Genomic DNA, 16,359 nt, shown 5'->3' with positions numbered 1-16,359 from the left:
CGTTGCGGTGTTCTTCCCTTTTGACAGTACGAGGTTTGCCATGTGGCACTACCAGGCGCCGTTGCGCGACATGCAATTTATCCTTGAACATTGGCTGCAGGCTCCCCGGGCATGGCGTCAAATGTCTGCATTTGAGGCTCTGGACTTGCCGCTGGCGCTCCAGGTGCTGGGAGAGGCCGGACGTTTCAGCTCGGATGTATTGGCGCCGCTCAATAGCAGCGGCGATCGCCAGGGTTGCCGCTTCGACAATGGACGGGTCAGTACTCCGGATGGTTTTGTACAGGCTTATCGAGCTTTCGCCGAAGGTGGCTGGCCGGCATTGGCCTGTGATGAAGCCTTCGGTGGCCAGGGGCTGCCGCAACTGCTCGATGCCGCATTGCAGGAAATGCTATACGCCAGCAACCACGGTTGGGCCATGTACACGGGGATCGCCCATGGCGCTTACCTGTGCCTCAAGACCCACGCACCGCAGTCGATCAAGGACCGTTATCTGCCTCAGATCGTCAGTGGTGAGGCGCTGCCTACCATGTGCCTGACCGAACCCCAGGCTGGCAGCGACGTCGGCCTGCTGCGCTGCCGCGCTGAACCGCAGGGCGACGGCAGTTATCGGCTGAGCGGCAGCAAGCTATTCATTTCCGGAGGCGAACATGACTTGACCGAGGACATCCTGCATCTGGTGCTGGCCCGATTGCCAGGGGCGCCCACCGGTAGTCGTGGTGTTTCGCTGTTTCTGGTACCCAAACGCCTGGATGACGCTCACGCCAATGCGGTGCGCTGCGATGGTATCGAACACAAGATGGGCATCAAAGGCAGTGCCACCTGTTCGCTGGTCTTCGACGGCGCTCAGGGTTGGCTGATTGGCGAGGCGAATCGTGGTTTGGCCGCGATGTTCGTGATGATGAACTCGGCGCGATTGCATGTCGCCCTGCAGGGCCTGGGACATGCCGAGTCTGCGTGGCAGAACGCTTATGCGTATGGACTGGAGCGCAAACAAATGCGTGCGCCCAATCGCCCTGTCGGCGTTGCGGCCGAAGCTGTCGACCCCATTCACTATCATCCGGCCATGCGTCGCGTTTTGCTGGAGTTACAGGCCTACGCGGAGGGCATGCGAGCCGTCGGTTATTGGGCGGCACATTTGCTCGATCAGGCCGAACATGCGCCGGACCTGGCCACGCGGCAGGGTGCCTTGCAACTGGCGGAGCTCTTGACGCCGGTGATCAAGGCTTTTTTCACCGAACAGGGTTTTCGTCTTTCCAGCAACGCCTTGCAGGTATTCGGTGGCTACGGTTACGTCACTGAATTTGCCATTGAGCAGACCCTGCGCGACAGCCGCATCGCAATGATTTATGAGGGTAGTAACGAAATTCAGGCCAATGATCTTCTACTACGCAAAGTGCTGGGCGATGAAGGCCGCGCCTTCGGCCAATTGTTGGCGGTTATGCGCGAAGAAGCTGGGCAGACCTGCGAAACCGCCAGCTTTTGCGCTGAGCTGGTGCTGCTTTGCAATAAACTCGAGTGTTTGCAATTAGAGATACGTGACCTGGCCGTCGAGGAGGGCGAATACCCATATCGGGTTGCTGGCGATTTTCTGCGTTTGTGTGGCGTGGCCCTCTTGGCTTATTCCTGGTCTCGAGCGGCGCGTGTCTCTCGGCTGTTACCCGACAGCGATCCACTGCGCGCCAGTAAACTGGAAACAGCCGGCTTTTTCTTTGCCTACTTGCTGCCGGAAGCGGATTACCGGATCGCTGCCATCCGTGCGGCCAAGGCACCCCTGCCGTTTCTGAGGTGAGTTCAAGTTAACGCCAGGAGCGAGGGTGAGTTGCATCTACCCCCGCATGACATCAACCGAAGCGCATATTCAAGCATTCGAAACAAAAGCTAAGACGCTGTTGGATCAAGCTAACGCTTAGGGCGAGTTGTCCCGCTCTCCCGCACATGAATGCTGACCGCCACCTTGGTCCGAAGCACGTTATCCAGTGCAGGGCACTTGCGCTATGAAGCAGGGAAGGCAATTGCGTGAATGTCCACTATTGGCCGATTTATGCCTGTCGTGACCGGCAGAATTCGACCCAAAGGAGACGCCCAGCAGCGTCTCTGGGGTTTCAACCGGTTGACTGATCAGTAGGGTGTGTCACCGATAATAGCCGCGCGCTCCATCTTGCGATGGCAAGGCGGATAGTCCATCACGGCATAGTGTTGGGTGCAGCGGTTATCCCAAATCGCCACGCTGTTTTTCTTCCAACGCCAGCGCACCTGATACTCAGGATTGTAGGCCTGGCTGATGAGGTACTTCAGCAGGTCGGCGCCGGCCTGGTTGTAATCCTGGCCGAAACGGACACGGCCATCGCGGTGGTAATTGACGAAGTGTGTGGCGTAGGCATTGACGAACAGCACCTTCTCGCCGGTTTCCGGGTGGGTGCGCACGACCGGATGTTCAGAATCCGGGTACTGCGCCTTCATCGTCAGGCGCTTTTCCCTGGGCATGGCGGCGGCGAAGGAGGCGTTGAAGCTATGGCTGGCGATCAGGTTGCCAATTTCCTGTTTCACGTCCGCTGGCAGCTTGTCATAGGCCAGCACCATGTTGGCCCACATGGTGTCGCCACCGACCGGGGGGCATTCGATGCAACGCAGCACCGCACCCATCGGCGGCGATTCACGCCAGGTGGCATCACAGTGCCAGGCATTTTCATAGCGGTCCGCCGGGTGCTCCGGGGTTTTGTAGATTTGCACCAGGCCAGGCGCTTCCGGGTGGCTGGGCAGCATCGGGTGGGTTTCGAGCTGCCCCATGCGCAGGGAAAAAGCCTCGTGATCGCGACGGGAAAGTTTGTCCAGATCCTGGTCACGCAGGAACAGCACCTTGTGTTTGAGCAGTGCGGCGTAAATTTCGTTGAACAGGTCGTCATCGCGCACTGCGTCGCCCAGGTTCACATCGAGCAGTTCCGCGCCGATCGCGCAGGTCAGTTGTTCGACTCGCATTGCGTCTCCATTTACTTGGTCTATGGCCGGGCCGTGGGCGTGACAGGTGAAAGCCATGCCTTGAGTGACGGCGGCGCTTGTTATTGTTGATCCAATTTTTTGGCTGCGGCGGGGTGGGACAGGTGAATCCGCGGGTGGCTGCGGGAGGATCCGATAGCGGGGCCGCGCGCTCATCCTAGTGGGAAAGCACGGGAAATCCTGTGCATTTCAGGACATTTTATTAGTGTATTGGGACAGCGACAGTCCACTCGGCGCGCTCCCTTAGGACCGCTCACTCCTCTTGCTCAGGTGAGTGACCCGGGTGCCACCTGGCTCTCCCGATAGGCTGTGACCCAACTCGATGGCGTCTGGCCAAACTGGCCACGGAACCAGCGGGAAAAGTCACCGGCAGAGGAAAAACCAAGCAGCTCGGCGACCTCATATAACCGGCGCTTGCTGTTGGCCAGGTACTCTTCGGCGAGTTCGGCACGCACGGCATTGATGATGGTGGTGACGCTTTGCCCTTCCTCCGCGAGGTGCCGGTTCAGCGTGCGTCGATGCACGCCGAGGTGCTGGGCAACGCCATCGACGGAACACAGCCCGCCCGGCAACAACATCTTGACCACCTGGCGCACCTGCTGCGCCGGCTCGTCGCGCAGGTTGGCCAACAGCAGGTCCAGGGATCGCTTCACTTCGCGATGCAGCGTCGGGTCTGCCGCGGGAATGGCCGCGTCGAGATCGCGGGCGCGGCAAACGATGGCATTGAACTCCTGGGAAAACTCGATCGCCGTGCCCAGCACGCGGTGATGGACTTCCAGGCTGGCGGGTCGCTCGTGGGTAAAGCTGACCCTGACTGGCCGGAAAGTCTGGCCGCTGAGATTGTTCAAGGTACGCACGATAATCCCCGTCGCCTGTTCGATCGCCTGGCGCCAGACGCCGTGATGACCCTGCATGTTCACACTCATATGCAACAGGACCAGGTCCCCGACATCTTCAAGCCGCAACTCCACGCCGGCGTTATGCAACCGGGCGTAACGCGCGCAGGACAGCAAGGCTGCGCGCAGGGTCGGCTCTTCGCGAATGAGCAGCGCCAGCATCCCGAAGTTAGACAGTTGCCTCGATTGCGCCAGCAACAGCCCGAACGCCTCATGGCCAGACAGGCGCGCCGACTCTTCCAGCAGCCAGCCGACCGAATCGCTGCTGATCATGATGTTCGGATCGGCCAGGGTACTGGCCGGCAGCTTGGCCAAGCGCAGCATGCGAAACGGGTCCAGCCCTACGGAGCGGGCCACTTGCTCATAGTGGGTCAGGCTGGCACTGCGGGTCAGGGTGTACATGCTGGGCTGTCCCAATTTCACAAGAATGTGTCCTGCGAAGCTTAGTGCAGGACGCCCCGCCAGAGCTACCTTCAGGTCACTGAAAATAGTGGAGGCAGCGCCGTATTGGCCATCCGCTGGATAACAACAATAAAACCCATGAGGAGGCTGCATGGCCTTTCACCCAATCGCCGACGATGACGACGCGGGTTGCGTCAACGTTGCGCGTAGATATGCCTGGATTGTCTTTGCACTGACCTTCGGCCTGTTGATTTCCGATTACATGTCGCGCCAAGTGCTCAATGCGGTGTTCCCGCTGCTCAAGAGCGAGTGGGCACTGAGTGACGGCCAGCTCGGCCTGCTCAGTGGCATTGTCGCCCTGATGGTCGGTCTGCTGACGTTCCCGCTGTCGCTGATGGCCGACCGTTTCGGCCGGGTAAAGAGCCTGGCGCTGATGGCGCTAGTGTGGAGCCTGGCCACGTTGGGCTGTGCCCTGGCGCAGGACTACCAGCAGATGTTCATCGCGCGGTTCATGGTAGGCGTCGGCGAAGCCGCCTACGGCAGCGTTGGCATCGCGGTGGTGATTTCGGTATTCCCGAAACACATGCGCGCCACCCTGGCCAGCGCGTTCATGGCCGGCGGCTTGTTCGGCGCTGTACTGGGCATGGCCCTGGGCGGCGCGATCGCGGCGAAGCTGGGCTGGCGCTGGTCATTTGCCGGCATGGCATTGTTCGGCCTGTGCCTGGCGGTGCTGTATCCAATCATCGTCAAGGAAGCGCGCATTGCGCCGCAACGTGCGGCGCGGGCGCTGAACCAGGGCGCGCAGGTCCAGCGCCCGTTGCGCACCCTGTGGTCCAGCCGTTCAGTGGTGGCGACCTATGTCGGCAGTGGCTTGCAGATGTTTGTCGGCGGCACGGTGATGGTGTGGATTCCCAGCTACCTGAACCGCTACTACGACATGCCGACAGACAAGGCCGGCGGCCTGGCAGCGCTCATTGTGCTGTGCAGCGGTGTGGGGATGATTCTGTGCGGCATGCTCAGCGATCGGCTGTGTCGCAACTCACCGGAGCGCAAGGTCAGCCTGGCCATCGCCTTCTGCCTGGGCAGTTGCCTGCTCTTGTCGGCGGCGTTCGCGCTGCAGGCGGGGCCCGTGCAATTGCTGTTGATTTGCCTCGGCATGTTGATTGCCACCGGGACCACGGGCCCGGCTGGCGCGATGGTCGCCAACCTGACCCATTACTCGGTACACGGCACGGCGTTTGCCACGTTGACCCTGGCCAACAACCTGCTCGGCCTGGCCCCGGGGCCATTCATTACTGGCCGGGTTTCCGACCTGATCGGTCTGCATGCCGCGTTTCAACTGGTACCCCTGATCGGCCTCGCGGCAGCGGCGGTGTTCTTTTACGCCAAGTGTCACTACCTCAAAGACATTGCCCGTTTAACGGGTGACAGCGTCGCAGCCCCGCCACTGTGGTCAAGCTGATACGCGTCGCCATGCTGCTGCCGGTCATCGTCGCTGCGGCCATGGTTACCCGCATGCAAGGTGCCGACCCGACAGGCAAGCGCCCACCGCTGCTGCCATGGTTCGCCGTGGGATTTCTGATGCTGGCCTGCATCAACAGCACCGGCTGGATCGCGCCGGCGGTGCAAGGCGGGCTCAATGAGTTCTCGCGCTGGTGCCTGGTGATTTCCATCAGTGCCCTGGGCATGAAAACCCGGCTCAAGGAACTGGCGGCGGTCGGGATCAAGCCGATCCTGCTGATGGTCGGGGAAACGGTGTTTCTCGTGGTGCTGGTGCTTCTGTTACTGCACTGGGGCTCCTGAAAACAGGCTTCACACAGGTTTATGGCAGGGCTTCACTGGGCTGGCTCCTCGTGACAGTGAGGCTCACCACCGGTGTGACAAGCACCGGTTTTCACGGCGACTGTACCAGCAGTCGCCGTTTTTTGTGTGTGCGTTGAAAGGCGGGAACAGCGCTCCCTGTCAGGGAGCGACCGCTTGTTTCTGCGCGCGACGCCACGCCGCTGGCGGCATGCCGAACTGGTTGATGAACCAGCGGGTGAAGGAGCTGGCCATGGAGAAGCCGAACATGTCGGCGATGCTACTCATCGAGTGGTTCGGGTTTTCCAGATAACGGAGCGCCAGGTCACGGCGCACCTCGTTGATCAGGTCGTTGAAGGCACAGCCGTCGTCTTGCAGGCGGCGTTGAAAGGTGCGCACGTTCATGCCCTGTGACAGCGCGATCTGTTCGATCGTGGCGCGGCCCATGGGCAACAGCAGGTAGATGGCCTTGCGCACCTCGAACAGCAACGAAGTGTTTACATCGCTTTGCAGCGAGTCGATGTAGTGTCTGGCATAACTTGCCATGGCCGGGTCGGCATTGGCGTTGACCATGTCCAGGCTGGCATCGGAGCAGACGATGCCGTTGAAATCGCTGCCAAACTCCAGGTTGCAGCCGAACAGGCGCCGATGCAGATGCAGGTTCTCTGGCGGTTGGTGCATGAAGTTGACGCTGTACGGGCGCCACTGCGCGCCGAGCAGTGTCGAGCACAGGCCGAACAGCACACCGATGACCAGTTCCGAGGCCTGGCGACTGGGCAGCAGCGATTCGGTGACCATCTCGGCACGAATGATCACCATCCGGCCGGCTTCTTCAACGAAGATCCCCAGGGAGTCATTCATCAGATGACAATAGTGCTCCATTACCTGAAAGGCCTCACGCAGGGTGCGTTGCTGGCTGAGCAGCAGGCTGACCGCGCCGAAGTCTGAAAGCTGGCGCGACTCGGCCATGCGCAGGCCGAGGGTCTGACAACCACTGGCGACGGCAGAATCTTCCAGCAGGCGCACGGCGGAATCGATGGGTATACGGTTTTCCGGGACTCGCAGTTGAGACTTGCTCAGCCCGACGACGGTCATGATGTCGCACGGGTTGAATCCGAGGTCCTGGGTGACTTCCAGGTATTTGGTCAAGACGGCGGCGCGAACAAGCTTGGGCATGTGCAGGATCTCCCTCGGCCGATGGCGGCGTTGCTTTTTTCATCGAAGGTGTTTTGCGCGGGAAGAGGGCGCTTGTGGCGGAACTGCTGGCGCCAGCGATCTTCAACCCCTGGTCTGGCGTGATGCAGAGCAGGTAGCGCGGATCCATTTTAGGGAGCATGGGCCCGGTGCCATGGGCATGGCGGGATAATTTCTTAGCATACTGGGACACAGTCGAAGAGCCTGGAACGATGGCGTAAGGCGCCGCGCTGCAGGTGTTGGCGCTGTCCCAATTTCACCAGATTGTGTCCCGGGAAGCTCAGTGCAGGGCACCCTCACGGCGCTACCTTCAGGCCCACAATTAATAAGATGGAGGTAGAAAATGGAGACGCGCACTTCAATGCGTATCGGTCAGCCGCTCGCTGCAATGGCGCCTGCGGATGCCGACGACCCTGATGCATTCAACCACTGCTTTGCCGAAGTCAACGGCATCCGCATGCATTACATCGACGAGGGCCAGGGCCCGCTCGTCATCCTGCTGCATGGTTTCCCCTACCTCTGGTACATGTGGCGGCGCCAGATCGTGGCTTTGGCCGAGGCCGGCTTTCGGGTTGTCGTGCCCGATCAGCGCGGGTTCGGGCAGTCGGACCGACCCGATGCCATCGAAGCCTATGACATGAGCCAGGCCGTCGGCGACATGGTGGGCTTGATGGCGGCCCTGGGCGAAACGTCCGCGGTCATCATTGGGCATGACCTGGGGGCCTGGGTGGCTCAAGCGTCGGCCCTGTTGCGACCGGATCTGTTCCGTGGCCTGGTGATGCTCAATACGCCGGTGCCACCGCGCGGCCAGGTCAAGCCGACCGTGGGTTTGCGGGCCATGGCGAAAGGAAGGGTCTACCACCACCTGTATTTCCAGCAGCTCGACAAGCCGGATCGCGAGTTGGCCCATGATCCGCGCAAGACCTTGAGCAGCGTCTTCTATTCGATCTCCGGCAGCGCCGTCGGCGCCGAACGCTGGCGTCTGTTCGTCGAGGCCGGTGAGCCGATTCTCAATGCCTTCACCGAGCCGAAGGGGGCGTTTCCGTCCTGGTTGAGCCCGCGGTCGCTCGACTACTACGTCGCCGAGTACACACGCACGGGCTTTACCGGAGCCCTCAATTACTACCGCTGTCGTGACCGCAACTGGGAAATCACCGCGTTTCTCGACGGCGCGAAGGTCAGCCAACCGAGCCTGTTCATCGGTGGTGCTGCCGACCCTTCCCTGGAGCCGGTGGAAATCCGCGGCCTCTACGAGCAGATGGACGTCTACCTGCCCGCGCTGCGCAAAAAGGTGCTGCTACCCGGTGTGGGGCATAGCGCCGCAGAGGAAAGCCCCGCCCAGGTCAACGAATTGCTGCTGGAGTTTCTCGAGCAGTCGATGTCCTGTGAGCCAGCGGCACGCTAAGCCACTTCATAGCGTCAACGCAAAAGGCAGGGCGAACGCTACCGGCATCTGCCGTAACGTCCGCCCTGCCTTTGCACATGGACAGGGCTGGATTTCTACCTGGCTGCTCAGCTGACAACCTTGACCAGCAGATGATCGCCGAACTGCTCGCGCAGACGGTTCTTCAAGACCTTGCCCGTAGCACCCAGTGGAATCGTGTCGACGAAGACCACATCATCCGGCGTCCACCACTTGGCAATCTTGCCTTCATAAAAGGCCAGCAGTTCATCCCGCGTCAGGGCGGCCTGCGCTTTCCTGACGATGACCAGCAACGGCCGCTCATCCCACTTCGCATGTTTGGCCGCGATGCAGGCCGCCTGGGCGACTGACGGATGGCTCAGCGCAATGTTCTCCAGGTCGATGGAACCTATCCACTCGCCACCCGACTTGATCACATCCTTGCTGCGATCGGTGATCTGCATGAAGCCATCGCCATCGATGGTCGCCACATCGCCGGTCGGGAACCATGTCTGGCCGGCGTGCTCGAGCAGCGGCGAGCACTCACCTTCATTTCTGAAATAGTCGCGTACCACCCAGGGGCCACGCACCATCAGGTCACCGGACGTCGCGCCGTCCCAAGGCAGTTCCACGCCGTCCGTACCGACGATCTTCATGTCGACGCCAAATACTGCGCGGCCTTGTTTGGACTGCACGGCATTACGCTCGGCCGGGGACATGACCTGGTGCCTGGCCTTGAGGGTGCCAACGGTCCCGATCGGGCTCAATTCCGTCATCCCCCAGACGTGCAGCACCGCCACGCCGTAGGTCTCCTGAAACTTTTGCAGCATGGCCGTGGGGCAGGCTGCACCGCCAATGATGGTGCGCTTCATGCTGGAGAACCGCTGACCTGTGACCTCAAGATGCCCAAGAAGGCCTTGCCAGACCGTCGGTACGCCGGCGGACAGCGTCACCTGCTCGGCTTCGAGCAGCTCAAAAAGCGATTGGCCGTCCAGCGCAGGTCCCGGAAATACCAGCTTGGCGCCAACCATGCAGGCGATATACGGGAGCCCCCAGGCGTTGACATGGAACATCGGCACAACCGGCAGGATGACGTCGCGCGCCGAACAATTCAGGGCATCCGGTAGCGCCGCCGCATAAGTGTGTAGCAGCGATGAGCGATGACTGTACAAGACACCTTTTGGGTTGCCCGTGGTACCGGAGGTGTAGCAGAGCGTACACGCGGCATCCTCGTCGAGATCCGGCCAGGCGTAGTCGCAGGAACCCTGTTGAAGCAGATCTTCATAGCACAGCAGGTTGTCGATACCGGCATCTGTGGGCATGTGCGCCTGATCGGTCATGGCGATGAACGCCTTGACTGTGTGGCAGCGGCCAGCGATGAGCTTGATCAACGGCAGGAAGGTCATGTCGAAAAAGATGTACTGGTCTTCGGCATGATTGGCGATGTAGGCCACCTGGTCTTCATGCAGGCGCGGGTTGATGGTATGCACGATGGCACCCATGCCGCCGATGCCAAAGTACAACTCCAGGTGACGATAGCCGTTCCAGGCCAGCGTACCGATGCGGTCGGCTGGCTGCACGTCCAGTCCGGTCAGGGCGCTGGCCATCTGGCGCGCGCGACGGTGGCAGTCTCGGAAGGTGTAGCGATGGATATCGCCCTCGACCCTGCGGGACACAATCGGTGTATCGCCATGATGGCGGTCGGCATGTTCTATCAGAGAGGAAATCAACAGCTGCTTGTGCATCATCAAGCCATGCATGGGCATCGCTCCGTTCATGAGTCTGAGATCGGGGAGCGGACAGGGTTCTGGGTCAGATTCCACGTCAAGACCGCGAACCGGGACAGCCTGTTTTCCTCCCCTGGATGTTGGCGATCAGGTTTCTGTCCCGGCTCCCCTTGAATGGAGGGATGCCGGGAGTTTTCCCGGAACTTAGATCAATTGAATGCCGTGAGGTCTTTCGGTGTGATGTCGTGCTGCTCGCAATAGTCGAGATAACGCTTGAGTCCGGACTTCCAGTTTTCCAGTGCGACGATGTTGTCGTTGTCATCGACAAACGCAAGATCGCCATTGACCTGGACCAGGGTCAGCACATAGCCGTCGCCATTGCCGGTGCTGACGACTTCCGGTGTGTGGGTCGACCCGGCCGTCTCGTAGACAATGCTGCCCGGGCCGGCGACCCAGTCATGTTCCTTGTATTTCCACTGGCCTTCGAAGGTGTAGACCATCACCGTGCCCGTGTGATGGTGCTTGGGCAGTTGCATGTCGATCGGGGCCTTCATCATGACGATCCATTCGCCGCGGATCGGGTCGAGTTTGAAGTACTTGAGCAGGACGTTATCCGCATACGGGGTAAACGGAATCCAGGGCAGGGATTCGCCATCGATGACGGCGGTGTCGACGTGTTCGTAGAGCATAGGTATCTCCGTTGATTGTTATTGTGATCGGGGATTTTTCGGCGGCCGGGATCGCCCGACCATCACGCAGGGTCGGGTGTTCTGGCAGCCTGTCAGGCAGTCAGGGTCAGGTCAGCGGGGTGCCCGTCAGGGTCGCGCGCAGCATCTTGCGTGGTGCATTGCCGTAGTCAGCCACCGCGTAGTGCTGGACTTGCAGGTTGTCCCACATGGCAACCGTGTTGGTGCGCCACTTCAGGCGAACCTGATATTCAGGAATGGCGGCCTGGGAGATCAGGTAGTTCATCAGATGATGAGCCTCGGGCATGAAGTCCTGGCCGTAACGGATGTCCTCGAAGTTGAAGAAATTCGAGAAATGGGTGGTGAACGCGGAGTTGACGAACAGCACCTTTTCACCCGTCTCGGGATGGATCAGCACAACCGGGTGTTCAGCGCCGGGGGTCTTCAGGGCCATCGCGTGACGTTCTTCGCGTGACAACTGGGCGCCAAAGGTCTGCTCGGCACCGTGCTTGGCATACAAACCCTCGATCCGCTGCTTGATGGTGTCGGGCAGATTGTCGTAGGCCATCACCATGTTGGAAAACAGAGTGTCTCCGCCGGTTTCCGGACCCAGTTCGCAGCGCAACACCGCGCCGCGGGGCGGCGCCTTCTTGTAAGTGACATCGGCATGCCAGAGGTTCTCGCGGCTGGCCTTCTCGACATAGCTCTTGGGCTTGCTCGGATCGAGGTTGCGGTACAGCATCAGCAACTTGTCCGCCTCCGGATGGCTGGGCGCCAGGGGATGTGCTTCCAGTTCGCTGAATTGCGCGGCGAAATGCTGTTGCTCCATTGGAGTGATGTTCTGATCGCGAAAGAACAGCACTTTGTGCTTGAGCCACAGCTCCCGGATTTGCGCGATCAGTTCGGGGTCCTCAGCGGCGTCGACAAGGCTGACGTTGCTGAGCTCGGCGCCGATGGCGGGAGTGCAAAGCTCCACCTTGATCGAATGCTGGCGCACCGACGACCGGATGATGGCCGGTGCCGAGGGAGAGGTTGGTGAAGGGGTGTCCTGGATTTCGGCGATTTTTGTCATTGTTGTCTCCAATCCGTGCTTGTACGGCGGTGCGCAAGCTATGCGCCCGTTATAGGTAACTGGCCTTCGCTGATGGGGCGGAGGTAGTGGCCCTATCGTAGATATCCCGGGCACGAGGCTATGAGCGCAGCGGGACAGTTTCTTAGCATGTTGGGACAACGAGCCGAGCGGTCGGGACTCAGGTGAATGATGACCATGCTCCAGCGCTGTCTATCTTGCGAGGCCGGAATTAGTTGAGATCGACCGTGTGCCAGTGATTGGTCGAATAGGCAGCGCAACCCGTGCGAGATCTGCTGCTTTCATCGAAGGGCTTGAGGTTCTTAAAAAATCGAACGTCTCCTTTTGGCCGATTCTTGCCTTTCAGGCGGGGCGGGAACGGGCTGATCAAAGCCCGTTGCCAAGGGCCGTGAACGACCCTCTGGCGCTTCTCGACTCAGCCGATGTTTTTGCGTGCCTACTTCAAGGCAGGCGCTGCAGCGGCAAAAAGGAGCGTGCGCCTTTCACCGCAGGCAGCGGGTGTTTCACGCCGCAGCCCTCACGCCTGTGCGTTTGCCCTGCGCCTGTACGTCGTGCAGGGAAATTCGTGACGTCTCCGGCAATGCCAGCCCTCCCGCCAGGGCCAGCAAGGCAATCGCGATCAGGTAGAACGCCGGTGACAGGTTGCTGCCGGTGGTGCTGATCAGCCAGGTAGCCACCAGCGGCGCGGTGCCGCCGAAGATCGTGTAGGCCATGTTGTAGGTGATCGCCGAGGCGGTGTATCGAGTGCGGGTCGGGAAGGTTTCCGAGAGCAAGGCCGCGGTGACCACGCCACACAACACCGCACCGACCGCCAGCAACATCACGCCGGCGACGGAGGCCGCGAACGAGCCGGAGCTGGCCATCAGGAACGCCGGGTAAACGGCCACGATCAACAGGGCGCACGCGGTCATCACCGTCATTCGACGCCCGACCCGGTCCGAATACAGCCCGGCCAGCGGGCAGATCACCGCCGCGAACAGCAGGGCAATCAGTGACACCAGCAAGGCTGTCGCGCGACTCAGGCCTCCGGCGACTTGCAGGTAGGTCGCGAAGTAGGTGGTGAACATATAAAACGACAGCGCCGTGAGCGACACGAAGGCGCCCAGGCAACAGATGGCCGCGCCATGGTTGCGCAAGGTTTCCTTGAGGGGGGAGTGGGCGACGGCGTGTTCCTCGGTCACCGCCTGGAACGCCGGTGTCTCATCGAGTTTCCAGCGCAAGTACAGGCCCACCAGCCCCAGTGGCGCGGCAATCAGGAATGGCAGGCGCCAGCCCCAGCTGCCCATGGCTTCGGCCGATAAGGACGCTTCGAGGGCGTAGGCCACCACGGCGGCTGCGGCGAAGGCGGAAAAGGTCGAGACCGGGATGAAGCTGCCGTACCAGGCGCGTTTATCACTCGGTGCATGCTCCATCAGGTAGGCGCAGGCACCGGCGTATTCGCCGCCGGCGGAAAAACCCTGGGCGCAACGGATCAAGGACAGAAGTACCGGCGCCGCGACCCCGATTGCGGCATAGGTGGGCAGCAGACCGATCAGGGTCGTCGCAGCGGCCATCAGCAGGATCGTCATTGCCAGAGTGCGCTTGCGGCCGATCCTGTCGCCCAGCATGCCGAAGAAAATCCCGCCCAGTGGCCGAAACGCAAACGCCACGGCAAATACCGCGAAGGTCTTGAGCAGTGCCGCACTGGCATCGCCGCTGGGGAAAAATTGCTGGGCGATGGTGGTGGCCAGGAAGCCGTAGACGGCGAAATCGAACCACTCGACGAAATTGCCGATGCCGGCTGCCACGATCACTCTTCTCAGGGTTTTCGGGCTGACTTGTTCCGTAGTTGTGCTCGTCATGCTTGACCTCGCCAGTTCGTCAGTAAGCTAACGATTATCGAGGCAGGCGCTGCAGCGGTTCAGTTCAAAAGTGTCATTCACGTAGTCAGAAGCGACTTCGCCAACATCAAGTCCATGAATGTCACCGTTTCGGCGTTAATGGATCCATTAAAAGTCATATATCCGCAAAAAGCTTGACGTATATCAGGTTTATCCGCTCAAATGGATCCATAACAACAAGCCTGTCCCGGAGAATCCTATGTATCCGAAAAACACCTGGTATGTCGCCTGCACCCCCGACGAGATCGCTTCCAAGCCCCTGGGGCGGCAGATTTGCGGTGAGAAAATCGTCTTCTACCGTGGCAAAGAAGGGCGCGTGGCCGCCGTCGAGGACTTTTGCCCACACCGTGGCGCCCCCCTTTCGCTGGGCTATGTCGAGAACGGCAACCTGGTCTGTGGCTACCACGGCCTGGTCATGGGTTGCGATGGCAAGACCGTCGAAATGCCGGGGCAGCGTGTGCGGGGTTTTCCGTGCAACAAGACCTACGCGGTTGAAGAGCGTTACGGCTTCATCTGGGTCTGGCCCGGAGAGCAGGACAAGGCTGATCCTGCACTGATCCATCATCTGGAGTGGGCGGTCAGCGAGGAGTGGGCGTACGGCGGCGGGCTGTTCCACATCAATTGCGACTACCGGTTGATGATCGATAACCTGATGGACCTCACCCACGAAACCTACGTGCACGCCTCGAGCATCGGCCAGAAAGAGATCGATGAAGCGGCGCCGGTCACCACCGTCGAGGGTGACGAGGTGGTCACCGCGCGGCACATGGAAAACATCATGGCGCCGCCGTTCTGGCGCATGGCCCTGCGTGGCAACAATCTGGCCGACGACGTGCCGGTGGACCGCTGGCAGATCTGCCGCTTCAGCCCACCCAGCCACGTGTTGATCGAGGTGGGCGTGGCCCACGCGGGCAAGGGCGGTTACCACGCCGAGCCGCAACACAAGGCCGCGAGCATCGTGGTTGACTTCATCACCCCGGAAACCGAGACGTCGATCTGGTACTTCTGGGGCATGGCGCGCAATTTCAATCCCCACGACGAAGCACTGACCGCCACCATCCGCGAGGGCCAGGGCAAGATTTTCAGTGAAGACCTGGACATGCTCGAACAGCAGCAGAAGAACCTGCTGGCCAACCCTGAGCGCAACCTGCTCAAGCTCAATATCGATGCCGGTGGTGTGCAGTCCCGCCGTGTGCTGGAACGCATCATCGCCCGTGAGCGCGCGCCGGCTGTCGAGCTGATTGCCACGGCCAACTAGCTCAAGCGCTACGCCAGCCCACTCCCATTGATCCTGTTTGCGGCCACTGCGGTGGCCGGTCTTGAAGGTGCGCCATGATTGAAGTCGTCGTGACATCCCGCAACAACGAAGCGCTGGATATTTGCAGCTACGAACTGGCCTGTGCACAAGGAGGGGAGTTGCCCGGCTTCAGTGCCGGTGCCCATATCGACGTGCACTTGCCCGGCGGGTTGATCCGCCAGTATTCGCTGTGCAATCACCCGCAAGAGCGCCATCGCTACCTGATCGGTGTACTGAAGGATGTCGCCTCGCGTGGCGGTTCCCAAAGCCTGCATGAGCAGATCAACAGCGGCGACCGGCTATTCATCAGTGAACCGCGCAACCTGTTCCCGTTGGTGGCCGAGGGGCGGCGCAGCCTGTTGTTCGCCGGTGGCATCGGCATCACCCCGATCCTGTGCATGGCCGAGCAATTGGCCCACGGCGGCGCCGACTTCGAGTTGCATTACTGCGCGCGCTCCAGCGAGCGCGCGGCGTTTGTCGAGCGACTCAAAGGCGCCTCCTTTGCCGATCGCGTGCACCTGCATTTCGACGAAGAGGCTGATTCGCGCCTGGATGCCGCCAGGGTCCTGGCCAATCCGCAGCCTGACGTGCACCTGTATGTCTGCGGCCCTTCAGGATTCATGCAGCATGTGCTCGACAGCGCCAAGGCCCAGGGCTGGAGCGACGAGCACTTGCACCGTGAATACTTCGCCGCGGCGCCGGTGGATACCAGTGCCGATGGCTCGTTCCAGGTCAAGCTGGCCAACAGCGGGCAGGTGTTCGACATTCCGGCCGACAAGACAGTGGTCCAGGTGCTGGAAAGTCACGGCGTCGAGATTGCGCTTTCCTGCGAGCAGGGCATCTGCGGTACCTGCCTGACCCGTGTACTGGAAGGGGTGCCGGAGCACCGTGACCTGTTCCTCACCGAAGAAGAACAAGCGGCCAATGATCAGTTCACGCCTTGCTGTTCGAGGGCCAAGTCGAAGCTGTTGGTGCTGGACCTCTGAACCCG

12 protein-coding genes and 1 pseudogene are annotated in these 16,359 nt (G+C 60.8%); 6 read left to right on the top strand and 7 right to left on the bottom strand.

The genetic code is table 11. The features are described from left to right. Positions 1-40: 40 nt before the first annotated feature. Entirely contained in the window at positions 41-1,789 is a 1,749-nt protein-coding gene (locus tag KHO07_RS16345; RefSeq protein ID WP_212624888.1) for an acyl-CoA dehydrogenase, read from the top strand. Positions 1,790-2,118: 329 nt separating this feature from the next. Here KHO07_RS16345 and KHO07_RS16340 read toward each other — a convergent pair whose 3' ends face one another. Both KHO07_RS16340 and KHO07_RS16335 read right to left on the bottom strand, forming a co-directional pair. Continuing rightward, positions 2,119-2,976, bottom strand: a complete 858-nt coding sequence (locus KHO07_RS16340; protein WP_212624887.1) for a TauD/TfdA family dioxygenase — start codon at positions 2,974-2,976, stop codon at positions 2,119-2,121. Between the two features lie 284 nt (positions 2,977-3,260). Next, positions 3,261-4,292, bottom strand: coding sequence for an AraC family transcriptional regulator (locus KHO07_RS16335; protein WP_212624886.1), 1,032 nt, complete (start codon positions 4,290-4,292; stop codon positions 3,261-3,263). A 151-nt stretch (positions 4,293-4,443) separates the two neighbouring features. Here KHO07_RS16335 and KHO07_RS16330 point away from each other — a divergent pair, with 151 nt between their 5' ends. Next, positions 4,444-5,754 carry an MFS transporter gene (locus tag KHO07_RS16330; protein ID WP_212624885.1) on the top strand — a complete coding sequence of 437 codons (1,311 nt, stop codon included), beginning with the start codon at positions 4,444-4,446 and terminating at the stop codon, positions 5,752-5,754. Further along, positions 5,736-6,095 (top strand): annotated as a pseudogene (locus tag KHO07_RS16325) (putative sulfate exporter family transporter); the annotation flags it as partial. The gene KHO07_RS16330 and the pseudogene KHO07_RS16325, both read left to right, overlap by 19 nt. A gap of 159 nt (positions 6,096-6,254) precedes the next feature. Here the strand turns inward: KHO07_RS16325 and KHO07_RS16320 are convergent. Continuing rightward, positions 6,255-7,268 (bottom strand): AraC family transcriptional regulator, encoded by a 1,014-nt coding sequence (locus KHO07_RS16320; protein ID WP_212624884.1) that lies wholly within the window; start codon positions 7,266-7,268, stop codon positions 6,255-6,257. Between the two features lie 361 nt (positions 7,269-7,629). Between KHO07_RS16320 and KHO07_RS16315 the strand changes: the two genes are divergently transcribed. After that, positions 7,630-8,691, top strand: a complete 1,062-nt coding sequence (locus tag KHO07_RS16315; RefSeq protein WP_212624883.1) for an alpha/beta hydrolase — start codon at positions 7,630-7,632, stop codon at positions 8,689-8,691. A gap of 107 nt (positions 8,692-8,798) precedes the next feature. On the opposite strand, the gene KHO07_RS16310 is transcribed toward KHO07_RS16315, so the two are convergent. The 4 genes from KHO07_RS16310 to KHO07_RS16295 all read right to left on the bottom strand — a co-directional run bounded on the left by KHO07_RS16310 (position 8,799) and on the right by KHO07_RS16295 (position 14,032). After that, on the bottom strand, positions 8,799-10,448 hold the full coding sequence (locus tag KHO07_RS16310; RefSeq protein WP_212624882.1) for a 3-(methylthio)propionyl-CoA ligase: 1,650 nt from the start codon (positions 10,446-10,448) through the stop codon (positions 8,799-8,801). A gap of 176 nt (positions 10,449-10,624) precedes the next feature. After that, complete coding sequence (locus KHO07_RS16305; RefSeq protein WP_212624881.1) at positions 10,625-11,104, bottom strand: 2,4'-dihydroxyacetophenone dioxygenase family protein; 480 nt, start codon at positions 11,102-11,104, stop codon at positions 10,625-10,627. 106 nt (positions 11,105-11,210) lie between these two features. Beyond that, positions 11,211-12,083 (bottom strand): TauD/TfdA family dioxygenase, encoded by an 873-nt coding sequence (locus KHO07_RS16300; RefSeq protein WP_212627646.1) that lies wholly within the window; start codon positions 12,081-12,083, stop codon positions 11,211-11,213. Positions 12,084-12,694: 611 nt separating this feature from the next. After that, entirely contained in the window at positions 12,695-14,032 is a 1,338-nt protein-coding gene (locus KHO07_RS16295; protein ID WP_212624880.1) for an MFS transporter, read from the bottom strand. Between the two features lie 238 nt (positions 14,033-14,270). Between KHO07_RS16295 and KHO07_RS16290 the strand changes: the two genes are divergently transcribed. Both KHO07_RS16290 and KHO07_RS16285 read left to right on the top strand, forming a co-directional pair. After that, positions 14,271-15,329 (top strand): aromatic ring-hydroxylating dioxygenase subunit alpha, encoded by a 1,059-nt coding sequence (locus tag KHO07_RS16290; protein ID WP_150732566.1) that lies wholly within the window; start codon positions 14,271-14,273, stop codon positions 15,327-15,329. Positions 15,330-15,403: 74 nt separating this feature from the next. Continuing rightward, entirely contained in the window at positions 15,404-16,354 is a 951-nt protein-coding gene (locus tag KHO07_RS16285) for a PDR/VanB family oxidoreductase (RefSeq protein ID WP_212624879.1), read from the top strand. Positions 16,355-16,359: the final 5 nt, after the last annotated feature.

It is taken from the genome of Pseudomonas sp. PP3 (assembly GCF_905336995.1).
Taxonomy (GTDB): Bacteria; Pseudomonadota; Gammaproteobacteria; order Pseudomonadales; family Pseudomonadaceae; genus Aquipseudomonas; species Aquipseudomonas reinekei.
This window is presented reverse-complemented; position numbering and strand designations above follow the sequence as displayed.